25 protein-coding genes are annotated in these 24,892 nt (G+C 63.5%); 16 read left to right on the plus strand and 9 right to left on the minus strand.

Annotated elements, in window-relative coordinates:
• Positions 1-3 precede the first annotated feature (3 nt).
• The 8 genes from ABMA32_RS17165 to lpxK all read left to right on the plus strand — a co-directional run bounded on the left by ABMA32_RS17165 (position 4) and on the right by lpxK (position 7,991).
• Positions 4-1,347 (plus strand): M16 family metallopeptidase, encoded by a 1,344-nt coding sequence (locus ABMA32_RS17165; protein ID WP_425475554.1) that lies wholly within the window; start codon positions 4-6, stop codon positions 1,345-1,347.
• A complete protein-coding gene (locus ABMA32_RS17170; protein ID WP_349015029.1) occupies positions 1,344-2,219 on the plus strand; it encodes a patatin-like phospholipase family protein in 876 nt (291 codons plus the stop codon). The genes ABMA32_RS17165 and ABMA32_RS17170 overlap by 4 nt, the downstream gene beginning before the upstream one ends.
• An 81-nt stretch (positions 2,220-2,300) precedes the next feature.
• Positions 2,301-3,644: a TldD/PmbA family protein gene (locus ABMA32_RS17175; protein WP_349015030.1), complete on the plus strand. Its 1,344-nt coding sequence runs from the start codon at positions 2,301-2,303 to the stop codon at positions 3,642-3,644.
• A complete protein-coding gene (locus ABMA32_RS17180; RefSeq protein WP_349015031.1) occupies positions 3,631-4,446 on the plus strand; it encodes a 3'(2'),5'-bisphosphate nucleotidase CysQ in 816 nt (271 codons plus the stop codon). Before ABMA32_RS17175 ends, ABMA32_RS17180 begins: the two co-directional genes overlap by 14 nt.
• Before the next feature lie 168 nt (positions 4,447-4,614).
• Positions 4,615-4,866, plus strand: a complete 252-nt coding sequence (locus ABMA32_RS17185) for a DUF4170 domain-containing protein (RefSeq protein ID WP_349015032.1) — start codon at positions 4,615-4,617, stop codon at positions 4,864-4,866.
• A 2-nt stretch (positions 4,867-4,868) separates the two neighbouring features.
• Positions 4,869-5,654 (plus strand): lysophospholipid acyltransferase family protein, encoded by a 786-nt coding sequence (locus ABMA32_RS17190; RefSeq protein WP_349015033.1) that lies wholly within the window; start codon positions 4,869-4,871, stop codon positions 5,652-5,654.
• Positions 5,651-6,961, plus strand: a complete 1,311-nt coding sequence (gene waaA / locus ABMA32_RS17195) for a lipid IV(A) 3-deoxy-D-manno-octulosonic acid transferase (RefSeq protein ID WP_349015034.1) — start codon at positions 5,651-5,653, stop codon at positions 6,959-6,961. The genes ABMA32_RS17190 and waaA overlap by 4 nt, the downstream gene beginning before the upstream one ends.
• Positions 6,962-6,965: 4 nt before the next feature.
• Positions 6,966-7,991, plus strand: a complete 1,026-nt coding sequence (gene lpxK, locus ABMA32_RS17200; RefSeq protein WP_349015035.1) for a tetraacyldisaccharide 4'-kinase — start codon at positions 6,966-6,968, stop codon at positions 7,989-7,991.
• 9 nt (positions 7,992-8,000) lie between these two features.
• On the opposite strand, the gene ABMA32_RS17205 is transcribed toward lpxK, so the two are convergent.
• The 4 genes from ABMA32_RS17205 to ABMA32_RS17220 form a co-directional block, all read right to left on the minus strand.
• Complete coding sequence (locus ABMA32_RS17205; protein WP_349015036.1) at positions 8,001-8,237, minus strand: DUF2093 domain-containing protein; 237 nt, start codon at positions 8,235-8,237, stop codon at positions 8,001-8,003.
• Between the two features lie 51 nt (positions 8,238-8,288).
• On the minus strand, positions 8,289-8,876 hold the full coding sequence (locus ABMA32_RS17210) for a hypothetical protein (RefSeq protein ID WP_349015037.1): 588 nt from the start codon (positions 8,874-8,876) through the stop codon (positions 8,289-8,291).
• Positions 8,877-8,937: 61 nt separating this feature from the next.
• The gene (gene mutL / locus ABMA32_RS17215; protein WP_349015038.1) at positions 8,938-10,779 is read right to left on the minus strand and encodes a DNA mismatch repair endonuclease MutL; all 1,842 of its coding nucleotides are present in this window, start codon (positions 10,777-10,779) and stop codon (positions 8,938-8,940) included.
• Positions 10,780-10,852: 73 nt separating this feature from the next.
• Positions 10,853-11,752, minus strand: coding sequence for a LysR substrate-binding domain-containing protein (locus ABMA32_RS17220; protein WP_349015039.1), 900 nt, complete (start codon positions 11,750-11,752; stop codon positions 10,853-10,855).
• 88 nt (positions 11,753-11,840) lie between these two features.
• Here ABMA32_RS17220 and ABMA32_RS17225 point away from each other — a divergent pair, with 88 nt between their 5' ends.
• The 4 genes from ABMA32_RS17225 to ABMA32_RS17240 all read left to right on the plus strand — a co-directional run bounded on the left by ABMA32_RS17225 (position 11,841) and on the right by ABMA32_RS17240 (position 17,232).
• Positions 11,841-13,406, plus strand: a complete 1,566-nt coding sequence (locus ABMA32_RS17225) for a trimethylamine methyltransferase family protein (protein ID WP_349015040.1) — start codon at positions 11,841-11,843, stop codon at positions 13,404-13,406.
• 107 nt (positions 13,407-13,513) lie between these two features.
• Complete coding sequence (locus ABMA32_RS17230; protein WP_349015041.1) at positions 13,514-14,593, plus strand: mandelate racemase/muconate lactonizing enzyme family protein; 1,080 nt, start codon at positions 13,514-13,516, stop codon at positions 14,591-14,593.
• A gap of 33 nt (positions 14,594-14,626) precedes the next feature.
• On the plus strand, positions 14,627-15,073 hold the full coding sequence (locus ABMA32_RS17235) for a hypothetical protein (protein ID WP_349015042.1): 447 nt from the start codon (positions 14,627-14,629) through the stop codon (positions 15,071-15,073).
• A gap of 113 nt (positions 15,074-15,186) precedes the next feature.
• Positions 15,187-17,232 (plus strand): oxidoreductase, encoded by a 2,046-nt coding sequence (locus tag ABMA32_RS17240; RefSeq protein ID WP_349015043.1) that lies wholly within the window; start codon positions 15,187-15,189, stop codon positions 17,230-17,232.
• A gap of 58 nt (positions 17,233-17,290) precedes the next feature.
• On the opposite strand, the gene ABMA32_RS17245 is transcribed toward ABMA32_RS17240, so the two are convergent.
• Together ABMA32_RS17245 and ABMA32_RS17250 are read right to left on the minus strand one after the other, a co-directional pair.
• The gene (locus ABMA32_RS17245) at positions 17,291-17,764 is read right to left on the minus strand and encodes a GNAT family N-acetyltransferase (protein WP_349015044.1); all 474 of its coding nucleotides are present in this window, start codon (positions 17,762-17,764) and stop codon (positions 17,291-17,293) included.
• A gap of 62 nt (positions 17,765-17,826) precedes the next feature.
• Positions 17,827-19,896 carry a putative bifunctional diguanylate cyclase/phosphodiesterase gene (locus ABMA32_RS17250; RefSeq protein WP_349015045.1) on the minus strand — a complete coding sequence of 690 codons (2,070 nt, stop codon included), beginning with the start codon at positions 19,894-19,896 and terminating at the stop codon, positions 17,827-17,829.
• 285 nt (positions 19,897-20,181) lie between these two features.
• On the opposite strand from ABMA32_RS17250, the gene ABMA32_RS17255 reads away from it, so the two are divergent.
• Together ABMA32_RS17255 and ABMA32_RS17260 are read left to right on the plus strand one after the other, a co-directional pair.
• Positions 20,182-20,661: a cupin domain-containing protein gene (locus ABMA32_RS17255; protein ID WP_349015046.1), complete on the plus strand. Its 480-nt coding sequence runs from the start codon at positions 20,182-20,184 to the stop codon at positions 20,659-20,661.
• Positions 20,662-20,800: 139 nt separating this feature from the next.
• The gene (locus ABMA32_RS17260) at positions 20,801-21,988 is read left to right on the plus strand and encodes a glycine C-acetyltransferase (protein ID WP_349015047.1); all 1,188 of its coding nucleotides are present in this window, start codon (positions 20,801-20,803) and stop codon (positions 21,986-21,988) included.
• 1 nt (position 21,989) lies between these two features.
• On the opposite strand, the gene ABMA32_RS17265 is transcribed toward ABMA32_RS17260, so the two are convergent.
• The 3 genes from ABMA32_RS17265 to ABMA32_RS17275 are packed head-to-tail and all read right to left on the minus strand — an operon-like array spanning position 21,990 to position 23,054.
• Positions 21,990-22,220 (minus strand): hypothetical protein, encoded by a 231-nt coding sequence (locus ABMA32_RS17265; protein ID WP_349015048.1) that lies wholly within the window; start codon positions 22,218-22,220, stop codon positions 21,990-21,992.
• Positions 22,221-22,268: 48 nt separating this feature from the next.
• Positions 22,269-22,538, minus strand: coding sequence for a hypothetical protein (locus ABMA32_RS17270; protein ID WP_349015049.1), 270 nt, complete (start codon positions 22,536-22,538; stop codon positions 22,269-22,271).
• 48 nt (positions 22,539-22,586) lie between these two features.
• Positions 22,587-23,054, minus strand: a complete 468-nt coding sequence (locus tag ABMA32_RS17275) for a hypothetical protein (protein ID WP_349015050.1) — start codon at positions 23,052-23,054, stop codon at positions 22,587-22,589.
• 121 nt (positions 23,055-23,175) lie between these two features.
• Here ABMA32_RS17275 and tdh point away from each other — a divergent pair, with 121 nt between their 5' ends.
• Together tdh and ABMA32_RS17285 are read left to right on the plus strand one after the other, a co-directional pair.
• Positions 23,176-24,210 carry an L-threonine 3-dehydrogenase gene (tdh, locus tag ABMA32_RS17280; RefSeq protein WP_349015051.1) on the plus strand — a complete coding sequence of 345 codons (1,035 nt, stop codon included), beginning with the start codon at positions 23,176-23,178 and terminating at the stop codon, positions 24,208-24,210.
• Between the two features lie 138 nt (positions 24,211-24,348).
• The gene (locus ABMA32_RS17285; RefSeq protein ID WP_349015052.1) at positions 24,349-24,858 is read left to right on the plus strand and encodes an HPP family protein; all 510 of its coding nucleotides are present in this window, start codon (positions 24,349-24,351) and stop codon (positions 24,856-24,858) included.
• Positions 24,859-24,892 lie beyond the last annotated feature (34 nt).

Genomic DNA, 24,892 nt, shown 5'->3' on the forward strand with positions numbered 1-24,892 from the left:
GAAATGACAAAACTCTTTCAAATGACTCGGGTTTCGGCCTTCGCCTTCCTCCTGGCGCTTGGCGCAGCCACGCCTGTTCCGGCATTCGCCGAGGTGGCGATCCAGGAAGTGAAGAGTGACAAGGGCATCACCGCCTGGCTGGTCGAGGACTACACGGTTCCGATCGTCACGATCCGCTTCTCCTTCCAGGGCGGCAACACACAGGACCCACCCGGAAAGGAGGGCCTGTCGGAGCTTATCAGCGGGCTGTTCGATGAAGGTGCGGGCGAGTTCGATTCCGACACGTTCCAGACGAAGCTGGACGAAGCGGGCGCCGAGATGCGTTTTGGCGCCGGGCGAGACACGATCTACGGGTCGATGCGGATGCTGGCCGACAGGCGCGACGAGGCGCTCGACCTTTTGAAGCTCGCAGTCGAGCAACCGAGGTTCGATGCCGCGCCGATCGACCGTATCCGCGCACAGATCGTGGCCGGCATCGTGGCGAATGCCCGCGACCCGGAAACCGCAGCCCAGGTAAAATGGCAGGAAGCCCTTTATGGCGACCACCCCTATGCGCGTCCCGACGACGGCACAGAGGAAACGCTGGCGACCATCACCGTCGACGACCTGCGCGCCTATCACAAGGCGATCTTCGCCAAGGACACGCTGAACGTGTCGGTGGTCGGTGCGATCGACGCCGAGACGCTGAAGCGGAAACTGGACGACCTGTTCGGCGAACTGCCGGAAAAGGCGGATCTCCGGCCCGTTCCGATGGTCGACCTCAAGCTTGGGCAGGAAGTGCGGGTCGATTACGACCTGCCGCAGACATCGCTGCAACTGGCCTTTCCGGGCGTCGCCCGCTCGTCGCCCGATTTCTTCCCTGCTTACGTGATGAACGAGATTCTTGGCGGGGGCGGTGCATTCTCGTCGCGGCTTTTCAATGAGGTCCGGGAAAAGCGCGGACTGGCCTACGGCGTCAGCTCGGGCGTGGTGACCAACAAGTATTCGTCCGGCCTCGTCATCAGGACCGCAACCCGTTCCGACCGCGCGCCCGAAACCCTCGGCGTCATCCGCGACGTCATCAGGCGCATGACGGAGGAGGGGCCAACCGAGAAGGAGCTCGCCGCGACGAAGAAATACATCATCGGCTCTTACGCGCTGAACAATCTGGACAGTTCTGAGGCGATTGCGGCAACCTTGCTCTCGCTGCAGCAGGAAGACCTTGGCATCGACTACATGCAGCGTCGCGACGCGCTCATAAACGGCGTGACACTTGAACAGGTGAAAGAGGTCGCCAGGAAGCTTCTGAGCGTCGAGCCCGCCATTCTCGTGATCGGACCGGCGTTCGAGGAAGGGACCAAGGGATGAATTACAAGGCGTCGGCCGGCCGGGAGGGCGGCTCAACTGGAGGGCCGACATTCGCGGTGGCGTTCGGCGGCGGTGGCGCGCGCGGGCTTGCGCATATCCACGCCATCGAAGCGCTGGATGAACTCGGCATCAGACCCGTCGCGATTGCGGGAAGCTCGATCGGCGCGATCATGGGAGCAGCGGTCGCCTCCGGGATGACCGGACAGCAGATCGAGGACTATGCCCGCTCCATCCTCTCGCGTCGTGCGGAAATCGTCAGCCGCATATGGAGCGTGCGGCCGCAATCATTGGGCGAGATCGTTGGCGGGCTGAAGGTCGCACAGTTCAATCTCGAGCGCGTCCTGCACGCTTTCCTGCCGCATCATGTTCCAAAAAGCTTCGAAGAGCTGGCAATCCCTCTGCAAGTCACTGCAACAGACTACTACGGGCATCACGCTAAGATCTTTTCCCAGGGCGATCTGCGCGGTGCGCTGGCGGCTTCTGCGGCGATCCCGGCAGTGTTCGCGCCGGTGGTGAAAGACGGGCGCACCTACATCGACGGCGGCATCTATAACCCGGTCCCATTCGACCTGCTGCACGGCAAGGCTGATATCGTCATCGCCGTCGACGTTGTCGGCGCGCCGCAGGAGGTGGAAGGCCGCAAGCCGACCTCCGTCGACCTGATGTTCGGCGCAACGCAACTGCTCATGCAGTCGATCATTTCCAACACGCTGCACAAATGCCGGCCCGACATCCTGCTGCGGCCGCCGGTCTCGAAGTACCGGGTGCTGGATTTCCTCAAGATCGATGCTCTGCTGGCCGAAACCGCCGGCATCAAGGAAGAGCTGAAATGGGCAGTCGATGCGGCGGTCAAGGCCAGGCAAGCGGCCTGAAGCGGCGGTTCCGCCATTGCAGAAGCGGGGTCGGCGCAATAGATGGTGCGCAACGCCATTTTACGCCGTCAGGACAATTTGATGAATGAAGGACCGGACGCCAAGCGACTGACCGACCAGGTCGCCGCCCTTGTCGACGCGGCGAAGAGGGCGGGCGCCGACGCGGCGGATGCGGTCGCCGTACGCGGTCGCTCGACCAGCGTCTCCGTGCGGCTGGGAAAGGTTGAAGGCACGAATTCGTCCGAAGGCGACGACGTGTCATTGCGCGTCTTCGTCGGCCAGCGTGTCGCCAGCATCTCCGCCACTGCCTCGTCCGATCCGGCGACGCTGGCCGAACGCGCCGTGGCCATGGCGAAAGTCTCGCCTGAAGACCCTTATCAGGGTCTTGCCGACGCCAACCTGCTGGCCAAGGCGGTGCGCGATCTCGATCTTTACGATCCCATCGAAGTCTCGGCGGACGAGTTGCGCGACGCGGCCCTGGCAGCCGAGGCGGCGGCGCTTGAGGTGCCGGGCGTCACCAATTCCGGAGGCAGCGGCGCAAGCGCCGGGCTCGGCGGCATGGTGCTGGCGACATCGCATGGTTTCGTCGGACATTATGTCGGCTCGCGCTTCGGACGTTCGGCCAGCGTGATCGCCGGCGAGGGGACCGGCATGGAGCGCGACTACGAATACTCGTCGCGAATTCATTTTGCCGACCTCGAGGCTGCCGAGGAGATTGGCCGCAAGGCTGGCGAGCGCACCGTTCGCAGGCTGAATGCCCGCAAGGCGAAGACCGGGACCGTCGATGTCGTGTTCGACCCGCGTGTGGCGCGCGGCATCGCCGGGCATCTCGCAGGCGCGATCAACGGCGCTTCGGTCGCCCGCAAGACCAGCTTCCTGCGCGACAAGATGGGCCAGCAGGTTGCATCCGCAGGCATTACCGTCACCGACGATCCCGGTATCGTGCGGGGACAGGCGTCGCGGCCGTTCGACGGTGAGGGCGTTGCCGGCGAAAGACTGCTGATGGTCGAGAAAGGTGTGCTGAACCACTGGTTCCTGTCCACCTCGGCCGCGCGGGAACTCGGCCTGGTCACCAACGGACGCGGCGCGCGCGGCGGGTCATCGGTATCGCCCTCTTCGACGAACCTTGCCATCGAGCCGGGCGAGCGCACGCCGGAAGACATCATCAAGTCGCTGAAGACCGGTTTCTACGTCACGGAGGTGTTCGGGCAGGGTGTCGACATTATCACCGGCGAATACAGCCGAGGTGCTTCCGGTCTCTGGATCGAGAATGGCGAACTTGCCTATCCGGTCGCGGAGGTGACGATCGCCTCCAACCTCAAGGACATGTTCATGAGGATGGTTCCGGCCAGCGACCTCGACAGGCATCATGCAACCGCGAGCCCGACGCTCTTCATCGAAGGCATGACCCTTGCCGGCAGTTGACCACGCCATCGACGCCGGAGTGGCTGCTGATCTGGCCGCCGATCTTGCGCTTCTGAAAGACGCGACGCGCGAGGCAGGCAGGATCGCGATGGGCTATTTCCGCCAGAACCCGGAGGTCTGGCTGAAGGGCGGCAGTTCGCCGGTGAGCGAAGCAGACTACGCGGCCGACAAGTACCTCCGCGAGACGCTGCTTGCGGCGCGGCCCGATTACGGCTGGCTATCCGAGGAAACGGCGGACGATGCCGCGAGGCTGAAGGCGCGCCGAACTTTCATCATCGATCCGATCGACGGCACGCGCGGATTCCTGGACGGACGCCGCGAATGGTGCGTCTCGGCGGCGGTGACAGAAGGTGGTCGGCCGCTCGTCGGCGTGCTAGAATGCCCGGCGAAAAACGAGACATATCTGGCGACGGCCGGAGCGGGCGCCTTCAAGGACGGCAAGCCCCTCCGCATCGGCGCGCCGCAATCGCCGGCCATGGTCGGCGGCCCGGTATCGATGATCAACGCGATGCCGGCCGGCCTCAGGGACCGGGTGAAGCGGTCGGAATACATACCGTCGCTCGCCTACCGCATAGCGATGGTGGCCGAAGGCCGGCTCGACGGGACGTTCATCAAGCCGAACTCGCAGGACTGGGACCTCGCGGCGGCCGACCTGATCCTGCACGAAGCCGGTGGGGCGATCCTCGATGCTGGTGGCGTTTCGCCGACCTATGGCGGCCGCGAGACGGTCCACGGTTCGCTCGTCGCTGGGAGTGGTGAACTTCTCGGGGCCATGATCCGCGCCATTCGCGGCGAAGCCTGAACGGAAACAGTTGAAAAGCGTACGATTCTTCGGATAGTGCGCGACCCATGCGATATTCTTCGTGATGACGCAGCGGCACGAACTTTGGTCGGCGCGGCTCGTCACAAATCGATTCCGATTTCCGGATCGATGCGCTAGACAGGCGGCAAAACAGTCAGGATCAAGACAATGTCCGGCAGCGAGAGTGAAAAACAGCTTCTGCACCTCGTATTCGGCGGCGAGTTGAAGAAGCTCGGGGGCACGGAGTTCCGCGACCTCGACGCGCTGGACATCGTCGGTGTCTACCCGAATTACAAGACCGCCCACGCCGTCTGGAAGGCCAAGGCCCAGGCCAGCGTAGATAACGCGCACATGCGTTACTTCGTCGTCCATCTGCACCGGCTGCTCGACCCGGAGGCGAAGGGCGGCGGATCGGAATAAGCATGGAGGACCAGACTACAGCAGAGCCGGCTGAGCGGCCTGCGGCCAGCGGGCCCGCTTCGCGCCGCAGCAAAGCCTTCTGGACGAAGGTTCGCGGACCGCTGGTCGAGTCCCGGTTTGCCAAGGCGACGATCACGTCGCTGATTGCCCAGGGGTTGCGTCTCATCAAGAGCACCAACCCGCTCGCCCCCGGCTCGACCGATCTCTACGACGTCTATGAGGACGAGCAGCCCTTCATCATCGCCCTGTGGCACGGCCAGCATATCCTTGCCCCGGTCTTCTATCCGCCCAAGCGCGGGTTGGTTGCGATGGTCTCGCGCAGCGCCGACGCTGAGCTCAACGCGATGGTGGTGCAGAAGTTCGGAATCGGGGCCGTTCGCGGCTCGGGAGGACGTGACAACGGGCATCGCCTGGACAAGGGCGGGGCGCGCGCACTCGTTGCCCTGAAAAAGGCGCTTGATGACGGCAACAACGTCTGCATGATCGCAGACATACCGCACGGAACGCCACGCGAGGCCGGCTTGGGGATAGTCCTTCTGGCCCGAATCTCGGGACGGCCGATCATTCCGATGGCCTTCGCGACCAGCCGGCGAAAGGTGCTCGAGCGAAGCTGGGACAAGACCACCATCTTCCTGCCGTTCGGCAAGGGAGCGGTGGCCGTCGGAGACTTGATCTACGTGCCCAAGGACGCTGACGATGCTGAATTGGAGCGCAAGCGCCTGCTGGTAACGGAACGGCTCAACGCGACGACGGACCACGCCTATGCGCTTGCCGATGGTGACGCATGAGCGAGAAGTGGGCCCGCACTGTACTGGCAGCGTACCGGTTCGCGGGCGCGGCCGCCTTTCCGCTCGTCGGTCCCTATGTCGCCTGGCGCGCAACGAAGGGCAAGGAAGACCCTAACCGTCGTCGTGAACGCTCGGGCTACGCCGGCAGGCCCCGCCCCGAGGGTCCGCTCATCTGGGCGCATGCGGCGAGCGTCGGCGAAACGATCGCCATCGTACCGCTGATCGAGAACATCCTCGACCTCGGCGTCAATGTCGTGCTGACCACGGGCACGGTGACGTCAGCACAGGTCGCTGACGAGCGGCTGGGTGACCGCATCATCCACCAGTTCGTGCCTCTCGACCTCAAGCCGGCCATTTCCCGCTTCCTTAACCACTGGCAGCCCGACCTGGCTCTGATCGCCGAATCGGAAATCTGGCCGATGACGATCATGGAACTCGGGCTCAGGCGGATACCGCAGGTGCTCGTGAATGGGCGGCTGTCGGAGCGTTCCTTCAACGCTTGGCAGAAACGGCACTTCATCGCGGAAGCGCTGTTCGAGAACCTGTCGCATGTTGTCGCGCAATCCGATCAGGATGCGGAGCGGTTCGAGACGCTCGGCGCGCGGCCAGTTACCGTATCAGGCAATCTGAAGGTCGATACCAACCCGCCGCCAGTGGATGTTCGCACGCTGCAGACCATCTCGCGCCAGCTTAGCCTGCGTCCGACATGGGCGGCAGTCTCGACCCATGATGGCGAAGAGCGGATGGCGGCGGATATCCATCTGCTGCTGCGCTCGCGCCACCCCGGCCTGATCACCATCATCGTACCCCGCCATCCTGAAAGGGCGCCGGCGTTGGCCGCCGAATTCGCTGCGATGGGGCTGAAGGTGGTGAAGCGCAGTTCAGGCGATCGCATACGCTCCGATACCGACATCCTGCTCGGCGATACCATCGGCGAGATGGGGCTTTATCTGCGGCTGACCGAGGTTGCCTTCGTCGGGCGCTCGCTGACGGCCGAAGGTGGACAGAACCCGCTCGAACCCGCGATGCTGGAAACGGCCGTCCTGTCGGGGCGCAACGTGCAGAATTTCCGTGAGGCCTATCAAAGGCTGATCGACGGCGGCGCAGCCAAGCTGGTAGCCGACCGCGACATGCTAGCGGGCGCGATCAACTTCCTGCTGCTCAACGATGCGCCGCGCCGCAGGATGATGGCGGCCGGCGTGGCGACGGTCGAGGAAATGCGCGGCGCGCTGGGCAAGACGATGAAGGCGCTGGAGCCCTTTATCCAGCCGCTGATCGTCAAGTCGCGTCTGAGGGGGACACGTTAGAAACATGGCCGCAGAAGCGCCTCCGTTCTGGTGGGAGAAAACGGACTGGCGCGCCCGCGCGCTCTATCCGGTCTCGCGCGTCTACGGATCGATCGCGCGCCGCAGAATGGTCAACGCCCGCCGCGAAAGGCTCGACGTCCCCGTGCTTTGCGTCGGCAACTTCACGGTCGGCGGCACAGGCAAGACGCCGGTCGCCATCGCGCTGGCCAAGCAAGCCAAGCAGATGAACCTGACGCCGGGCTTCCTGTCGCGCGGCTATGGCGGGACGATCCACGAGCCGCACGTGGTCGACCGCAAGCAGGACAGCGCGCGGCAGGTCGGCGACGAGCCGCTTCTGCTTTCCGATCACGCGTTGACCGCAACGACGCCGAACCGGGTCGCCGGGGCGAATCTTCTGCTCGACCGCGGCTGCAATTTCATCATCATGGATGACGGCTTCCAGAGCGCGCACATCCATATGGACTATGCGCTGGTGGTGGTTGACGGACGCTATGGCATCGGCAACGGCCATGTGCTGCCCGGCGGTCCCTTGCGTGCGCCGCTCATCGACCAGGTGCGCCTGGCCACCGGCATCGTGCGGATGGGCGACGACCAGGCGGGCGAGACGGTCGTCAGGCAGGCTGCGCGCGCGGGAAAGCCGATCTTCGAGGCATGGCTGAAGGCGCGTAGCGCGGAGAAATTCGCCGGCAGGCGTTTCCTGGCATTCGCAGGCATCGGCCATCCGGAAAAGTTCTTCGCGACGGTCGCCAACGCCGGCGGCGAGATCGTGACGTCTCGATCCTTCCCGGACCATCACTTCTATTCCAACGGCGAGCTGACCGATCTGGTGACGACCGCCCGCGAGGGTGGCCTAGAGGTGATCACAACGGCGAAGGACTTCGCCCGGCTGCGCAACGGCATCGCGCCCTCGGAACTGATCGACAAGCTCAACGTGCTCGAGATCGACGCCGTGTTCGAAAACGCCAATGCGACGCGGCGCATTATCTCCGAAACCCAGAACAGCTGGCGCGACAGGCGACTTTCGCGCTGAAAGCGAGGGTCAGGCGGCGTGCCCGGCCAACGCTGGATTGACTTCCATCTCGCGCTTCAGCGACGCCGCGGCGTCGATATAAGCTTCCTGGCGTGCGACGCTCCAGTAGCGCAGTTCGTCGAGTGGGATGGATTCTCCGGTCACGGCGCAGCGCACGAACGCGCCCGGGCTGGTGACCTGGAAATCGCCATCGAGGTAGCGGATGCGGGCTTCCCGTGCGCCGGGGCCTTCGAAACGGTTCATCATCGCCTTGTTCCGCCACAAATCCCGGGACAGGTCAAGCCGCCGACCTTGCGCTCAAGGCAAGGCGGGCGGTGGAGCGCTGTCCAGACAGCCGGTGCGAATAAACACCCCGCGCTCCATCGGGTCCCTCTCGGCGGTCTCGTCCAGCGTCACGTCGCGCGGCGAATACCAGAGGACGGAGCCAATTTCGGGTGCGAACCAAACATCCGGGGCCGGATCGCCTGCATTTGGCGGGTTTTCGAGCACCGTGAAATCACGCTGCATCGGGTAGATGCGCAGGGAATGGGTGCTGGTGTCGTCCGGTTCGATGTCTACCGGCCCGTTGTCCGGGTCGCCCCCGTCAGCCACATATGGATCACCGACCGGACCCAGCGAAATGCCGGTGTATCCAACGCCCATGCCGAAGGTGAACCAATAGGTGCGCTGCGGCGACTTGATCCAGAAGTAGAGGTTGGATGGCGTGCTGGCGAAGTGCTTCGCCGGGATGAAGCCTGCGCTGAACGCCGGGTTGCTCTTCAGCGTGTAGACCGCGCGCTCCGCGGCGCAGGCCATATCGTCGAAGGTGATTTCCGTCGCGGCTACTGACGGCGAGCCCGCGAGTGTTGCGGCGACGAGAGATGAAAAGCCCAAGATTGTGCGCAAGAGACCCCCAGATTTGCCCTTAGACACCAATGATGCAGATTCTGGCCGATTTGGGGAGAACTCATCGCCTCCCGAACAGGCGTTCGATGTCGGCGAGCTTGAGCTCGATATAGGTGGGACGTCCGTGGTTGCAGGTGCCCGACCCCGGCGTTGCCTCCATCTGGCGCAGCAGGGCGTTCATCTCCTCTGCCTTCATCAGCCGGCCGGAGCGGACGGAGCCATGGCAGGCCATGGTCGATGCGATGCGGTCGAGCCGCGCCTTGAGGCTGTCGACCGTGTCGTTGTCGGCGATCTCGTCGGCGAGGTCGCGGATCAATTGCCCGACATTGGTCTCGCCGAGCATGGCCGGCGTTTCGCGCACCGCGACCGCGCCGGGGCCGAAACGCTCGATACCGAGGCCGAATCGGGAGAGCGTCTCGGCATGCATCGCCAGTCTCTCGACGTCGTCTTCGGGCAGGTCGACGATTTCGGGCAGCAACAGCATCTGCGCAGGCATCGGCCGCGCATGCAGCGCGTTCTTCAGCGCCTCGTAGACCAGACGTTCATGCGCCGCGTGTTGGTCGACGATGACCAGCGAGTCGCGCGTCTGTGCCACGATGTAGTTCTCATGCACCTGCGCGCGCGCCGCACCGAGTTCCATGCCAAGCAGCGTTTCGTCCAGCGAAGCGGTTCCAGCGCGGGCGTCGGCGCTGGCGACGGGTCCGGTGTCGAATACCGCCTGCGCGGCTTCAGCCAAGCCCTGGCCGAGCGGCCTGTAGGGGGATTGCGCGGGGTCGTAGCCGGAGGTCGAGGCGCGGAAGGCGGGGTCGAAACTGCGGTGGCCATTCGCCGGTCCTGAATGTCCGTATGCCGCCGCGCCCGGCCGGAATGCGCCGGCGAGGCTGGTCGCGCCTGATGTCGCCGGGCGGATGCCGGCGCCCGCCAGCGCCTGCTTGATCGCACCAACGATCAACCCGCGCACGAGGCCGGGGTCACGGAACCGCACGTCGGCCTTGGCCGGGTGCACGTTGACGTCCACCAGCGCCGGATCGAGCGTCAGGAACAGCACGGTGACCGGGTGGCGGTCGCGGGCCATCACATCGGCATAGGCGCCGCGAATAGCGCCCGCGATCAGCTTGTCGCGCACCGGCCGGCCGTTCACATAAGCATATTGCTGCAAGGCGTTGGCGCGGCTGTACGACGGGATGGAGACGTGGCCGGCCAGCGTCACGCCCTCGCGCTGCGCATCGATGGCGAGTGCGTTTTGAGGGAAATCATCGCCCATGACCTGAGCGATGCGGCGCAGATAGCCTTCATCGCTGTCGTCCGTTGCCGGCAGGTCCAGCGTCGACCGGTCGGTCCCCGACAGCGTGAAGCGCACGGCGGGGAAAGCGATGGCGATGCGCTTCACCACATCGGTGATGGCCGAGCTCTCGGCGCGCTCGCCCTTCATGAACTTGAGACGGGCCGGCGTCGCAAAGAAGAGATCGCGCACCTCGACCGATGTGCCCCGGTTGGCGGCGGCGGGACGCACGGCGGAAACGCGGCCGCCATCGACGGAAATCTCGGCTGCCGCGTCAGCTTCCGGCGTGCGCGAACGGATCGCCAGCCGGGATACCGAGCCGATAGAGGGCAGGGCCTCGCCGCGAAAACCGAGCGAGCGGATGTCGTGGATGTCGGTGGACAGCTTGGAGGTGCAGTGGCGCGCGACCGCCAGCATCAGTTCGCTGGCGGCGATCCCCCCGCCGTCGTCCACCACACGCAACAAAGACAGCCCGCCGCCACCGGTCGCAACCTCGATGCGTGAGGCCCCTGCATCGAGCGCGTTCTCGACCAGTTCCTTCACCACGCTTGCCGGACGCTCAATGACTTCGCCGGCGGCGATCTGGTTGATCATCGTTTCGGAAAGATGGCGGATGGGCATGGGCTGATTATACAGGGATTCGAGGCGGCGGGCAGGTCCGGTGGCTTGCGATCCCCCGATCGTGCCAGTCCGGCTACGCGTTCGCTACCAGCCAGTCGCGCACGCGGCGCACACCATCGTTCAGCGGGCGGTTCTTCGGCCAGGCGACATAGAACGCGGCCTCCATGGTCATGGAATGGTCGGTCACCCGCACCAGCAGCCCGCGCGACAGCAGCCGCTCGGTAAGATGCCGCCAGCCAAGCGCTATGCCTTCACCCTCCATCACGGCCTGGATCACCAGCGCATAGTCGTTGATGACCAGCCCGCGCGGCGGCGCGCCGGCGACGCCCGCCGAGCCAAGCCATTCGCGCCAATCGGCCGCCCGGCGGAACGGTTCCTCCAGATGGATCAGCCGGTGCGAGAGAAGCTCGGCCGGCGCAGCCGGCGTGCCGGCGCGTGCGAGATAGGACGGCCCGGCCACGGCGACGATCTCCTCGTCTGCGATCCGCATCATCTCGTAGTCGGGGAACTCCTCGGGCGTGCCGCCGCGCACGCCGAGCGGGATGGTCTCGGCGACCAGGTCGAGGTCGCGGTCGGCGGTCTGGATACGCAGGTCGATGCCGGGCAGGTCGTCGCGCAGCTTTTGCAGGCGCGGCATCATCCAGAACGAGGCAAAGGCGGTGGAAGCCGACAGCGTGACGTGGCGGCCGGCGGCTAGCGCCCGCATCTCCTCGGCCGATTTGCGGATGTGGGTGAGGCCGAGCGTCACGTCGGCGAAGAAGCGCTCGCCCGCCTCGGTCAGCCGCACCTGCCGGTGCCTGCGTTGGAAGAGCTGGACGCCGAGCTGATCCTCGATTCCCTTGACAGCATAGGAGACGGCGGCCTGCGTCATGCCTAGCTCGCGCCCGGCGGCGGTGAAGGACGACAGCCGGCCGGCCGCCTCGAAGACGATGAGCGCGCCGGCGGAGGGGAGCAGCTGTCGGAGGGTTTGCATAAACACAGCTTATACAAATGATCAGGATTTTCCAGCGTCACAGGCGGGTTACGGGGCGCTAGCGTGAGTTCAACTGATCGGGGTGAACATGAGCGACGCAGCGACGGCACTGGCGCAGGAACCCTCAAAACGCCGAGAGCGCGGAGGCCGCAGCGCGCGACGCGAGCTGCGCTCGCATGGCCCGGAAGGTCTCGGAAGGCCTTACATCCTCCGCAACATCCCGACCTACGACATCCTCTCGGAAGAAAGCCTTGTTCGCATCGAAGCGACGGCAGACCGCATCCTTGCTGAAATCGGCATCGAATTTCGGGACGATCCTGTGGCTCTCGACCACTGGAAGCGCGCCGGCGCGAAGATCGACGGTGTCCTCGTAAAATTCGAGCCGGGCATGCTGCGCGAGCTCCTCAAGACCGCGCCGGCCGAGTTTACCCAGCACGCCCGCAACCCGGCCAATTCGGTGATCATCGGCGGAAAAAGCGTTGTTTTCTCACCCGCCTACGGGTCGCCTTTCGTGATGGATCTCGACAAGGGCCGCCGCTACGGCACCATCGAGGACTTCGGGAATTTCGTGAAGCTGGCGCAATCTTCGCCATGGCTGCACCACTCTGGCGGCACCATCTGCGAGCCGGTCGACGTTCCCGTGAACAAGCGCCACCTTGATATGGTCTACAGCCATATCAAGTATTCCGACCGTCCCTTCATGGGTTCGGTGACGGCCGAAAGCCGCGCCGAGGATTCCATCGACATGGCGCGCATCGTCTTCGGCGAGGACTTCGTTAACCGGAACTGCGTGATCCTCGGCAACGTCAACGTGAACTCGCCACTCGTCTGGGACGCGACGATGACGACAGCGCTGCGCGCCTATGCCCGCGCAAACCAGGCGGCTGTCATCGTGCCGTTCATCCTCGGCGGCGCGATGGGGCCTGTGACGAATGCCGGCGCGATCGCCCAGTCGCTTGCCGAAACCATGGCCGGCTGCGCGCTGACGCAGCTCGAAAGGCCGGGAGCGCCGGTGATTTTCGGCAACTTCCTGTCCTCGATGTCGCTGCGCTCAGGTTCGCCGACCTTCGGCACGCCGGAGCCGGCAATCGGCTCGATGGTGGTCGGCCAACTGGCGCGGCGGCTGAACCTGCCGCTGCGTTGCTCCGGCAACTTCACGACGTCGAAGCTGCCGGACGCGCATGCAATGAACGAGGGCACCATGTCCATGCTGGCCGCCGTCCATTGCGGCGCGAACTTCATCCTGCACTCGGCAGGTTTCCTCGATGGGCTTCTCTCCATGTCCTACGAGAAATTCGTCATGGACGCCGACTTCTGCGGCGCGCTGCATACCTATCTCGACGGCGTGAAGATCGATGACAACGAGCTGGCGCTGGAGGCCTTCCGCGAGGTTGGTCCGGGCAGCCATTTCTTTGGCTGCGCCCACACGATGCAGAACTACGAGACTGCCTTCTGGGACAGCGAGATCGCCGACAACGAGCCGTTCGAGAAATGGGAGGCGGCGGGCTCGGAAGACGCGGCGATCCGCGCCAACCGGCGCTGGAAGCGCGCGCTCGCCGAATACCAGGCGCCGCCGCTGGACGAGGCGATCGACGACGCCCTGAAGGATTTCATTGAACGTAAGAAAGCATCCATGCAGGACGCTTGGTACTGAGATGAAGATCACCGGGATCAAGGTCACCCACGTCAACGTCCCGCCTCGATGCTCCGTTCTGATGGACGGCCGGTCTCTACGGCGGCGCTTCGAAGTCGATAATCGAGGTGGAGACGGACCAGGGCGTCGTCGGCCTAGGAGAGGCACCGTGGTGGCACTTCGGCGAGGTGGTCAAGGCCGAGATCGCGCCGGCGCTGATCGGCGCAGACCCGCTTGATATCGCCGACTGCGAGAGCCGTTGCGTGCCGCCATGGCAGATCACCGCCAATACAGGGGAGAACGCGGCTTCGGTGGCGTTCGGTTCGGTGGAGCTGGCGCTCTGGGACATACGCGGCAAGGTTCATGGTGAACCGCTCTACAAGGCTCTCGGAGGCGCGGTTCGCAAGGACATTCCCTTCTCGGAATATTTCGCCTTCCGCCCCGAGCACGAGGGGTCAGGTGGGCAGATGACGCCAGAGGCGATCGTCGACTACTGCCTGCGCATGCGCGAGGAGCACGGCTCGACCATCTTCGAGGGCAAGCTCATCATGGGCGACCCGGCGCTGGAGATCAGGACGGTGCGCATGCTGCGCGAGGCGCTCGGCGAGGACGCGCAGCTTAAGCTCGATTCCAATATGCAGTGGTCGCTGACGGCGGCGCGGTGGATCCTGCGCGAGATCGAGCCCTACAACATCCGCAACTACGAGGATCCGGTCGCGACCTTCGAGGAAATGGCGGCTTTGCGCCAGCACTCGCGCATCCCGTTTTCCACTCACGTGCCCGATCTCCGGCGCGCGGTCGCGCTCGGCGCGCCTGACACCTTCGTGTGCAATTTCGCCGTTCTCGGCGGACTGTCGAAGACGCTCAAGTTCATCGCCGCCTGCGAGGCCATGGGCAAGGGTTTCTGGTGCTATTCGAACGATCTCGGCATCATGACCGCTGCCTATCTGCACGTCACGGCGGCTACCCAGTGGATCACAGAGGCGTCGCAGTCACTGTTCCACTGGCAGGTCGGCGATGTGATCAGGGACGGACCGTTCCGGCAGAAGAACAACACGGTGCGGGTGCCGGAGGGACCCGGGCTTGGCGTTGAACTCGATCCGGCTGCGATGAAGAAATGGGCGACCCACTTTACCGAGCATGGTCCGATGGGGCACTTTCATGATCCGGGCATGCCGGGAAGGTACCGCCGGCTGCCCCTGAACTAGGGAACAGAGCGGTGCGCGAGCCGGGGGGCGATCATGCGAAGTGCGATGGGAGCAGGACTGGGCTTGATATGTTCGATCGGCGCGGAGGCTGCCTTTGCCGGACCGGCCAGCGAGGTTGTCCGGCCGTTCTATCTTCAGCCAGGACTCGAACTCGAGCAGTCGGCAAGGGGCAATTTCATCGATCCGGCGCGCAAGGTGCTGAACCTCAACGACGAGATACGGCAGGGCGGCGAGGAAGGCTGCCTCGACCCATCGCTGCCGTTCAACGACACGAAATTCGATCCAGCCGAGGTCGTGGCTACCCTGAAGCTCGAGGAACTGATCACCGAAAACGACGCGACCGTTGTCGCAAAGTTCATGGCAGAAGGGCAGGAACAGGCCGTGCAGTGGCGGCTGAAGGACATAGGCGGCCGCTGGCGCATCTCCGACATTGCCTCGATGTCCAAGGACTGGGCGCTCAGCCGCTTTCAGTGCGAGTAGCTGAACGCCGAAGGTCGAAATGCGTCGCAGCGGGACGCTCTTGCGCATCGCGCATCCTGTCCGGTGACGCCTAAGATTGACGTCTGCCAGGGATGAGACCCAGGGAATAGCCTATGAACGCCGACCCCATCCTGCAGCCATTTCAACTGAAGCACCTGACGCTGAAGAACCGCGTCATGTCGACGAGCCACGAACCAGCCTATTCCGAAGACGGCATGCCTAAGGGGCGCTACCGGCTCTACCATGCCGAAAAGGCGAAGGGCGGCATGGCGTTGACGATGACGGCTGGCTCGGCGCTGGTGTCGCGCGACAGCCCGGCCGCCTTCGGCAATCTTCAGGCCTATCGCGACGAGATCGTGCGCTGGTTGCGCGAGCTTGCGGATGATTGCCACGAGCACGACTGCAAGGTCATGATCCAGCTTACCCATCTCGGAAGGCGAACCGGTTGGAACAAGGCGGACTGGCTGCCCGTACTCAGCGCCTCTCCGGTTCGCGAAGCCGCGCACCGGGCGTTTCCCAAGACTGCCGAGGACTGGGATATCGAGCGCATCGTCGCGGACTACGCGTCGGCCGCGCAGCGCATGAAAGAAGCCGGGCTCGACGGCATCGAGTTCGAGGCTTACGGCCACCTGATGGACGGCTTCTGGTCGCCTGCGACCAACCATCGCGACGATGAATATGGCGGTTCGCTTGAAAACCGCCTGCGCTTCACATGGCGCGTCATCGATGCCGTGCGCGCCGCCGTCGGCAAGGATTTCATCGTCGGCATCCGGATGGTGGCGGACGAGGATTTCGCTGCCGGACTGTCGAAGGAAGAAGGCGTGGAGATCGCGCGTCGCCTGGCTGCCTCGGGTAAATTCGATTTCCTGAACATAATTCGCGGCTCCATCGAGACCGACGCGGCGCTGACCAAGGTCATCCCGATCATGGGCATGCGCTCCTCGCCGCATCTCGACTTTGCCGGCGCGGTGAGGGAGGCGACGAAGTTTCCCGTGTTCCATGCGGCGCGCATCTCCGATGTCGCGACGGCGCGCCACGCCATTGCGTCCGGCAAGCTCGACATGGTCGGCATGACGCGCGCCCACATCGCCGATCCGCATATCGTGCGGAAGGTCATGGAAGGGCGCGAACACGAGATACGGCCGTGTGTCGGCGCGACCTACTGCCTCGACCGCATCTACGAGGGCGGTGAAGCGCTGTGCGTCCACAATGCCGCGACCGGGCGCGAGGCGACGATTCCCCAGATCATCGTCCGCACGCAGGGCGCGACGAAGCGGGTTGTTGTGGTCGGCGCCGGCGCCGCAGGACTGGAAGCGGCGCGCGTTGCCGCCGAGCGCGGGCACAAGGTGACGGTCCTGGAAGCTTCCGGGCAAGCCGGCGGGCAGGTGCGGCTCGCAGCGCAGAACCAGCGCCGGCGCGAACTGATCGGCATCGTGGACTGGCGGTTGGCGGAACTCGAAAGGCTTGCCGTCGACATCCGCTATGATGTCTGGGCGGAACAGGATGATGTTCTTTCGCTCTCGCCGGATATCGTCATCATCGCGACCGGCGGCCTGCCGCAGAACCCTCCGCTGAAAGCAGGTGACGATCTCGTCACATCGAGCTGGGATATCGTCTCAGGCGCGGTCAAGCCGGCGGAGAATGTGCTGCTCTACGACGACAATGGCGGCCATCAGGGCATGACGGCTGCAGAACTGATCGCCAATGCGGGCGCGAAACTGGAGTTGCTTTCCCCGGAGCGCTTCTTCGCCCCGGAAATGGGCGGCATGAACCACGTGCCCTACATGCGCGCGTTTCACGAAAAGGACGTCACGATCACCATCAACACGCGCCTGCATTCGGTGCGCCGCGAAGGCAACCTGCTCGTCGCAGTGCTGTCTTCGGACTTTGCGGAAGGCTGGCGCGGCGAGCGCCGTGTCGACCAGGTTGTGGTCGAGCACGGCACGCTGCCGCTGGACGACCTCTATTTGTCGCTGAAGCCGTTGTCCAAAAACAAAGGTGCTATCGACTACGAGCGACTGGTTTCGGGCGATGGTGACGTTTTCCCGGCGACAGACAGCGGGGCGAGCTTCATCCTGTACCGCATCGGCGACGCGGTCGCGGCGCGCAACATCCATGCCGCGATCTACGACGCGGTGCGGCTCGGGATGCGCGTCTAGAGCAATTCCGGGAAAAGTGCGCAGCGGTTTCCCTCCGGAATTGCGTGGAAATAACGACCTAGATCAGCCTGGCGTAGTACCGCACCGCTTTCTTGCCGCCATGAATCACGGCGTCTCCGACATGAGAGAAGCCGAGGGCTGCGTGAAAGGCTTCCGAAACCGGATTTGGTGGATCGACGTTGATTTCGCAGACGACGATAGCGTGGCCGGCCAGCTTCGCCCGTCCGAAAAGGTCGTCGTAGAGGCTGCGGGCATGGCCGCGCCCGCGCGCTTCCGGTGCGACGAGAATGCGGTCGACATAGACAAAGCGTGGATAGCGCGCCTTGAACCAGAGGAAGTTGGGGCTGTCGTAGTCGGCGTTCTGGTCGAAGGCGATCAGGAAGGCTTCGAGGTTGCCGATCCTCGGCGCACGAAATGCCCGCGCGACAAGATGCGCCAACTCCGCCGGCTCCAGCCAGGATAGTTCTTCAGCGTGCTCGTTGTTGAGCGCCAGGACGGATGGCTCGACCTTTTTGGTAATCGGTTCGATCATTCCAGTCCGCTACCACGACGGCCGAGCAGCGGGAATGATCCAGCTTGCGGCCGAGGATGGTCTCAGGCCCGGTTGCCTTGGACGACGGTAAGCTGTGGCTTCTTCGGATTGCGAAGCGCCAGCCATTCCTGCGCCTGCTCGGTCGGCATGGGGAAGGCGATGGAGTAACCCTGAACCTGGTCGCAGCCGATCGATTTCAGCGACGTCAGTTCCTCCTCGGTCTCCGCGCCTTCGGCGATGATCGAGATGCCCAGCCCGCGCGCCAGCTCGGTGATGGCGCGCACGATCTTCGTGTTGTCGCTGTTGGCGTTGATGTTCTGGACGAAGCGACGATCGATCTTCAGCCTGTCGATCTCGTTCGGATTTACGTGGCTGAGCGAGGCATAGCCGGTGCCGAAATCGTCCAGTTCGAGATGCACGCCCGCCGAGCGGATGTGCCGGAGCTTGGCGGCGATGCCCGTCTTTTCATCGTCGAGGATGACCGACTCGACGATTTCAAGCGAGAGTTTCTGCGGCGGAAGGCCAGATGCTTCGAGCGTCTCGAACAGGAACCTGTCGAAATCGACTTCACGCAGTTCGGTGCCGGAGACGTTGACCGCGAGCCGTCCGAATTGCAGCCCGGCGCGGTACCACTCTCCCGCTGCGGTAATCGCCTTGGCGATCACTATGCGACCGACATCCGCCATCAGGCCGGACTTTTCAGCGACCGGGATAAACTCGCCGGGCGAAATCATGCCGCGCGTCTCGTGTTTCCAGCGGACGAGGGCCTCTACGCCGGCGATCGATCCGGTGGTCAGCGAAACCTGGGGTTGGAAATAAACCTGGAACGACTTTTGCTCGATCGCCACGCGCAGATCGTGTTCGAGCTGCTTGCGATGCTCCAGTTCAAGGCGCAATTCCTCGGAGAAGAAGGAGAACCCGCCGCCGCCCTGCTTCTTGGCATTGTAGAGGGCGAGGTCGGCGTGGACGACCAGGTCCTTGGCGTTGTCGGCATCGACCGGATAGACGGCGATGCCGGCGCTTGCGCCGGGCAGGATCGTGGCGCCCTGGAACACGATCGGCTCGTTGATGCGGGTCATGATGCGCTTGGCCACCATGTTGATGTCTTCGGTGCTGCCCGCACCCTGGAGGATCATGACGAACTCGTCGCCGCCGAGCCGTACGCAGATGTCGGAAGCTCGGCAGGATTCACGCATGCGCTGCGCTGTGGCGACCAGCACGAAGTCGCCCGCCGCATGGCCGAGCGTGTCGTTGATCTGCTTGAAGCGGTCGAGGTCGATCTGCACCACCGCCATGCGCTCGTTGCGGCGTTGGGCGCCCTTGATGAGCGTATCGAAATGGTCCGTGAGGAAGGCGCGGTTGTGCAGGCCAGTCAGGCCGTCGTGCACGGCGAGGAAGGCCATCGAGTTGCGCGCGTCCATCAGCTCATCGGTCCTGCGCAGGATGACGTCCGACATCGGGCGGAAGACGAACAGGGCGACAAGGATGATAACGCCGATCGTCGAGTAGAAGAGCGTCCTGTGCAACGAAAGCGTGCTGTCGAGGCGGGCGTTCGCCTGCGCGGTAATGCGGTTGCCGAGCGCCGTGAAGCCATCGAGCGTGGCGTTGGCGACGGTTTCGTCGAGAATTGCCCGCTCCTTGCCTGCGCGATAGTCCGACCCCTTCACGCCAAGCTCGGTCTCCAGTGCCGAGATGAAGCGCCAGCCATTCGCCGCAAGCTCCGTCGAGTAGAGATCGAGATGGTACGGGCTGCCGTAGAGGATACCTTCCAGCGACTCGCCATCGAGTTGTCCTTGGGACCGCGCGTCGGCAGCCGTCCGGACGAGCAGGACATCCTGATTGGCCTCGAATTCAGTCACGGCCTTGCGCAGTGAGGCGAGCAGCGCCAGCCGATCCTTGTGCTGGGAGTCGCCGATTGCGCCCGCGAGGAACACCACGCGCTGCGAAAGCGCCTTCTGCGCATTGGTCAAGGTTAGAAGAGAGTCGTCGCGCTGCTGCGCCGCCATCATCTGCTGCAGCATGACGAAAGACGCCATGGTGATCGCGGCGATGACCAGCAGCGCAAACCAGTACGCACCCTTGATCAGCGCAATCAGCCGCCGCGAACTGGTGCTGGCGGGCTGCTGCTGCATGAACGGTTTGCGCGGTCGGTCCGGAGATTGCATGACATAACCCATTGCGCGAGAAGGGTTAACGGCATGTCGATGGAGGGTCCGTCGCGGCCGCGAACCGTTCGCAATCCGTTCGAATGGTTATCGGTCTGTTTTGCTTTTTCCGGGCTTTTTCGCGATCGGCGCTGGATCTGGTCTAACCAGACTGTTTCAGCCGCCGATACGATTCCCGACACGGTCGCATTCGGGCGGTTACAGCATCGGCCTATTTATTCCCGCGTAGATGAAAGACGAGGGAAAAGCCGAATGACGATGCACACGACGATAGGCAAGCCGGGCGACATGTTCTGGTTCAAGGGAACGCTGGTGAAAATCCGCGTATCCTGGAACGCAGGCGAGGACAGGGTAAGCGTCGTCGAGCACTACATGCCGTATGGCGAGTCGCCGCCGCTGCACATCCACCGCAACGAAGATGAGGTCTTTCACATCCTCGAAGGCGAGATGCGGATCCATATCGACGGCAAGGAAAGCGTGGCCAAGGCGGGCGAAACGGTGCTGGCCCCGAAAGGCAAGCCGCATTCGTTCAGGGTCGAATCTCCGGAAGGCGCGCGTTGCCTGACGATCACCTCGGGCGGCGATTTCGAGAACATGATCCGCGAGATGGCAGAACCCGCGACATCCGCCGGCCTCCCGCCACAGGTCGAGCCGACGCCGGCGATGATCATCGCGCTTTACGAGGCCTGCGCGCGCAACGGGATCGAAATCATAGGCTCACCTTTGTCATAGGGCTTGGTGGCAAGGGCGAAGGAATGGGCGAGGCGAGGTCCCACGTCTCGCCCATTCTGCTTTTTCGTCGCGTTTGTCATAGATTTTTCGACGCCTTCGCGCAAAAGTCCGCGCTGATGTGATGCAGGGCTGGCCGTCGATGACAAACGCGTTTCTGGAACACCTCTCGTCCGAACTGGACGGGCTGAAGTCTGCCGGGCTCTACAAGTCCGAGCGCGTGATCGCTTCGCCGCAGTCGGCCGAGATCGAGGTTGGCGGCCGAAAGCTGCTCAACTTCTGCGCCAACAACTATCTCGGGCTTGCCGACAACACGGAACTGCGCGACGCGGCCAAAGCTACGCTCGACCGCTACGGCTACGGCATGGCGTCAGTGCGCTTCATCTGCGGCACGCAGGAGGAACACAAGCAACTCGAAGCGAAGATCTCGCAGTTCCTGGGGATGGAGGACACGATCCTCTACGGCTCGTGCTTCGACGCCAATGGCGGCCTTTTCGAAACGCTGCTCGGCGAGGAAGACGCTATCATCTCTGACGCGCTCAACCATGCGTCGATCATCGACGGGGTCAGGCTCTCCAAGGCGAAGCGTTTTCGCTACGCAAACAACGACATGGCGGCGCTTGAGGAAGAACTGAAGAAGGCCGAAGGCAGCCGCTTCAAGCTGATCGCCACGGATGGAGTCTTCTCCATGGACGGCATCATCGCCAATCTGGAAGGCGTCTGCGACCTCGCCGAGAAATATGGCGCGATGGTGATGGTGGACGACAGCCACGCTGTCGGCTTCGTCGGCAAACACGGTCGCGGCTCGGCCGAACATTGCGGCGTCGAGGGCCGTATCGACATCATCACAGGCACGCTGGGCAAGGCGCTCGGCGGTGCGTCCGGCGGCTACACGTCTGGCAAACGCCAGGTGGTGGACTGGCTGCGCCAGCGCTCGCGGCCCTATCTGTTTTCCAACACACTGATGCCCGCCATTGCTGGAGCGTCGCTCAAGGTTTTCGACTTGGTCGAGAACGGCGATGGCCTGCGGAAGCGCCTGTACGAGAACGCCGGGCTTTTCCGGTCCGGCATGACGAAGCTCGGCTTTACGCTCGCCGGCGCCGATCACCCCATCATCCCGGTCATGCTGGGCGAGGCGACGCTGGCGCAGCAAATGGCAGAAAAGATGCTGGAGAAGGGCATCTACGTGATTGGCTTCTCCTTCCCGGTCGTGCCCAAGGGCCAGGCTCGCATCAGGACGCAGATGTCGGCTGCGCATTCCAAGGCCGATGTCGAGCGGGCGATCGAGGCGTTCGGCGAGGTGGGCAGGGAACTGGAGACGGTTAGCTAGCTCACCCAGAATCCAGAAAGACGATCTTGCCCTCGTGTGGATCGACAATTGCCACACCGATGCGCCCATAAGCGTAAAAACTACCGGGCGAAGAGATCAACGAATTGATGTAAGACTCGACGTCTTTTCTGATCTGGATACCAAAGCCGTAGCGGTCAAGGTAACCGGCGATATCCGGGTATTCCGCGAGTTCGCCATCCAAAACCGGCGTCGGTTTCCATTCTCCGAACATATTATGGCGATCACGCGGGCGTCGCCGTGCACTATCAAGTCCGTTAAGTTAGATGACGCCGCGTTCAAACGTTTGCCGGATGGATTCTTGGGGTAACGAATAGACGATTACCCCGGTTTCGTTGCCACCGGGGCCGAAGCCCCAACTTTCCTGTCTAGCATAGCCGATCCACCAAACGTTCAAGTCTTCGGGGATCAGCCAGAGCCGGAAACGGTATTCGAAAACCTTCCACGCGATGATCGGGGTCGCGATGATAAGAAACAGTGCGGAAAGGCAGCCGATGCGCCATCGCTTCCGGGCTTGAATTTGACCATTCATGCACTGACATTCCTGTCCTGAATGATAGGAGTATTTCTCGCGAGCCGGTCAAGTTTTGCAGAACGCCCGGTTGACCTGTCCCAGCAAATCTTCCGCCGCCTTGCGTGTCGAAAGATCATAGGTCTGAAAACGCTCGGTGCTGGTGGTCAGTTGAACGAACCACGTGTTCTCGCCTTCGGAGGATTCGCGCTCGACGACCTGCAGGCCGAGTACATCAGGAGGCTTCAATCGCACGACTTTCCTCTGGAAAGGGTTGCGCAGTGAAATGGTGATGAGGCCGGGCGTGACGTCCCACGTCGCAGACCAGCCGAACAGGCCGCCCAGGATCGTCGGTCCTCCGACGGTGCAGGCGCCGAGGATCAGAAACAGGAAGAACGGGGAGGTGACATTCAGCGGCCACACGCCTCTTCCGAGCTCGTAGATCGTGATGCCGATGATGAAGACGCCAAGCGCAATGAAAAGGACCCTGACGACCGGATATTCCGGCATTTCGATGCGAAATGGCTGTCCGCTCATACCAACCCGCCCCGCAGGCACACTATATTCAGTCGCCGCAACATAATGATGGCCAGCATATTGGCTTCAAAATCGTGCAAAATGCGTTCAAGACTATCCTCAACTTGTCCCGGAGAAGCCCATGTCCAACATGATGCGTGCACTGGTTAAGGCGCGTCCCGAACCGGGCATCTGGATGGAAGAGGTGCCGGTGCCGGAAATCGGCCCGAACGACGTGCTGATCAAGGTCCGCAAGACCGCGATCTGCGGCACGGATGTCCACATCTACAACTGGGACCAGTGGGCGCAGAAGACGGTGCCCGTGCCGATGGTCACCGGCCATGAGTTCGTCGGCACGGTGGCCGATTTCGGCGCGGCGGTGACCGAATACAAGGTCGGTCAGCGCGTATCGGGCGAAGGGCACATCGTCTGCGGCCATTGCCGCAACTGCCGGGCGGGCAGGGGGCATCTGTGCCGCAACACGCTTGGCGTCGGCGTCAACCGGCCGGGCGCCTTCGGGGAATATGTGGCGATCCCGCAGCACAATGTCGTGCCGATCCCCGACGATGTTCCCGATGAAGTCGCGGCGATCTTCGATCCGCTCGGCAACGCCGTGCACACCGCGCTGTCCTTCGACCTCGTCGGCGAGGACGTGCTGGTGACTGGAGCCGGGCCGATCGGCATCATGGGCGCGCTGGTGGCGCAGGTCGTTGGTGCACGCAAGGTGGTCATCACGGACATCAACCCGGTGCGCCTGGCGCTGGCGAAGAAGCTCGGCGTCCACCACGTGGTCGATGCGTCGAACGAAAGGCTCGCCGACGTGATGAGGCAGGAGGGCATGAAGGAAGGCTTCGACGTGGGGCTTGAGATGTCCGGCTCGGCGGCGGCTTTCCGTGACATGATCGACACCATGAACAATGGCGGCAAGATCGCCATCCTCGGCATCGCGCCGACCGGTTTCGAGATCGAGTGGAACAAGGTCATCTTCAAGATGCTGCACCTGAAGGGCATCTACGGCCGTGAGATGTTCGAGACCTGGTACAAGATGATCGCGTTGGTGCAGGGTCCTCTGGACGTGTCCGGCCTGATTACCCACCGCATCGGCGTGGACGACTACATTTCCGGCTTCGAGGCCATGAAGTCAGGCAATTCCGGCAAGGTGGTCATGGACTGGTGACGGCCGGGCCTTCGCCCACCGTCCGCGTGGCGCAACGAATTTTCTCCAGCAGGCCCGAAAAAGCGAATTTCTTCCGTTGCCGCCACGGCATCGGGATTGCTAACGGAGCCGGTCCTTTTCGCTTTGGTTCCGCCCAAGATGCGTCACCACATCAGACATTTTACGGCCCGGCACGAGCCGGCAGGCCAGATCGCGGCTCACCTCAAGTCCGGTGCCGGAGCGATGATCGGCATCGGTGCGGTCGGCGGGCTGTCTGTTGCAACGAGCCTGCCGCTGCTGATCGCGCCGCTCGGAGCCACGGTCGTCCTGCTGTTCGGCCAACCGGCCAGTCCGCTGGCCCAGCCGATGAACATTTTCGGCGGCTATCTGCTGGCAACCGTACTCGGCGTAGCCGCTGCATTCGCGTTCCCCGGAGTATGGTGGATAGCGGCCGTCGCCGTGGGCGTCGCGATCGCCGGAATGGCGCTGTTGCGAGTCACCCATCCACCCGCTGGCGCGGTGCCGCTGGTGGCGCTTGCGTCGCCCGTCCAGAGCGCTTGGCTGTTCCCGACAATATTGATCAGTTGCGTCAGCCTTCTCGCGCTGGCACTTTTGCACCACCGCCTGCCACCGCGCGTCCAGTATCCGAAGCAATTGCCCCAGGACTGATCGCCGAACCGGCCGGGCGGCTGTTCGGTGCGGG

This window comes from Mesorhizobium quangtriensis (genome assembly GCF_040081925.1).
Lineage (GTDB): Bacteria > Pseudomonadota > Alphaproteobacteria > Rhizobiales > Rhizobiaceae > Mesorhizobium_K > Mesorhizobium_K quangtriensis.

Excerpts from the sequence above, each read along its gene's own strand:
- ABMA32_RS17165 (WP_425475554.1), top strand. The coding sequence starts at position 4 with ATGACAAAACTCTTTCAAATGACTCGGGTTTCGGCCTTCGCCTTCCTC.
- ABMA32_RS17170 (WP_349015029.1), top strand. The coding sequence starts at position 1,344 with ATGAATTACAAGGCGTCGGCCGGCCGGGAGGGCGGCTCAACTGGAGGG.
- ABMA32_RS17175 (WP_349015030.1), top strand. The coding sequence starts at position 2,301 with ATGAATGAAGGACCGGACGCCAAGCGACTGACCGACCAGGTCGCCGCC.
- ABMA32_RS17185 (WP_349015032.1), top strand. The coding sequence starts at position 4,615 with ATGTCCGGCAGCGAGAGTGAAAAACAGCTTCTGCACCTCGTATTCGGC.
- ABMA32_RS17190 (WP_349015033.1), top strand. The coding sequence starts at position 4,869 with ATGGAGGACCAGACTACAGCAGAGCCGGCTGAGCGGCCTGCGGCCAGC.
- waaA (WP_349015034.1), top strand. The coding sequence starts at position 5,651 with ATGAGCGAGAAGTGGGCCCGCACTGTACTGGCAGCGTACCGGTTCGCG.
- lpxK (WP_349015035.1), top strand. The coding sequence starts at position 6,966 with ATGGCCGCAGAAGCGCCTCCGTTCTGGTGGGAGAAAACGGACTGGCGC.
- ABMA32_RS17205 (WP_349015036.1), bottom strand. The coding sequence starts at position 8,237 with ATGATGAACCGTTTCGAAGGCCCCGGCGCACGGGAAGCCCGCATCCGC.
- mutL (WP_349015038.1), bottom strand. The coding sequence starts at position 10,779 with ATGCCCATCCGCCATCTTTCCGAAACGATGATCAACCAGATCGCCGCC.
- ABMA32_RS17220 (WP_349015039.1), bottom strand. The coding sequence starts at position 11,752 with ATGCAAACCCTCCGACAGCTGCTCCCCTCCGCCGGCGCGCTCATCGTC.
- ABMA32_RS17225 (WP_349015040.1), top strand. The coding sequence starts at position 11,841 with ATGAGCGACGCAGCGACGGCACTGGCGCAGGAACCCTCAAAACGCCGA.
- ABMA32_RS17235 (WP_349015042.1), top strand. The coding sequence starts at position 14,627 with ATGCGAAGTGCGATGGGAGCAGGACTGGGCTTGATATGTTCGATCGGC.
- ABMA32_RS17240 (WP_349015043.1), top strand. The coding sequence starts at position 15,187 with ATGAACGCCGACCCCATCCTGCAGCCATTTCAACTGAAGCACCTGACG.
- ABMA32_RS17245 (WP_349015044.1), bottom strand. The coding sequence starts at position 17,764 with ATGATCGAACCGATTACCAAAAAGGTCGAGCCATCCGTCCTGGCGCTC.
- ABMA32_RS17250 (WP_349015045.1), bottom strand. The coding sequence starts at position 19,896 with ATGCAGCAGCAGCCCGCCAGCACCAGTTCGCGGCGGCTGATTGCGCTG.
- ABMA32_RS17255 (WP_349015046.1), top strand. The coding sequence starts at position 20,182 with ATGACGATGCACACGACGATAGGCAAGCCGGGCGACATGTTCTGGTTC.
- ABMA32_RS17260 (WP_349015047.1), top strand. The coding sequence starts at position 20,801 with ATGACAAACGCGTTTCTGGAACACCTCTCGTCCGAACTGGACGGGCTG.
- ABMA32_RS17265 (WP_349015048.1), bottom strand. The coding sequence starts at position 22,220 with ATGTTCGGAGAATGGAAACCGACGCCGGTTTTGGATGGCGAACTCGCG.
- ABMA32_RS17270 (WP_349015049.1), bottom strand. The coding sequence starts at position 22,538 with ATGAATGGTCAAATTCAAGCCCGGAAGCGATGGCGCATCGGCTGCCTT.
- ABMA32_RS17275 (WP_349015050.1), bottom strand. The coding sequence starts at position 23,054 with ATGAGCGGACAGCCATTTCGCATCGAAATGCCGGAATATCCGGTCGTC.
- tdh (WP_349015051.1), top strand. The coding sequence starts at position 23,176 with ATGTCCAACATGATGCGTGCACTGGTTAAGGCGCGTCCCGAACCGGGC.
- ABMA32_RS17285 (WP_349015052.1), top strand. The coding sequence starts at position 24,349 with ATGCGTCACCACATCAGACATTTTACGGCCCGGCACGAGCCGGCAGGC.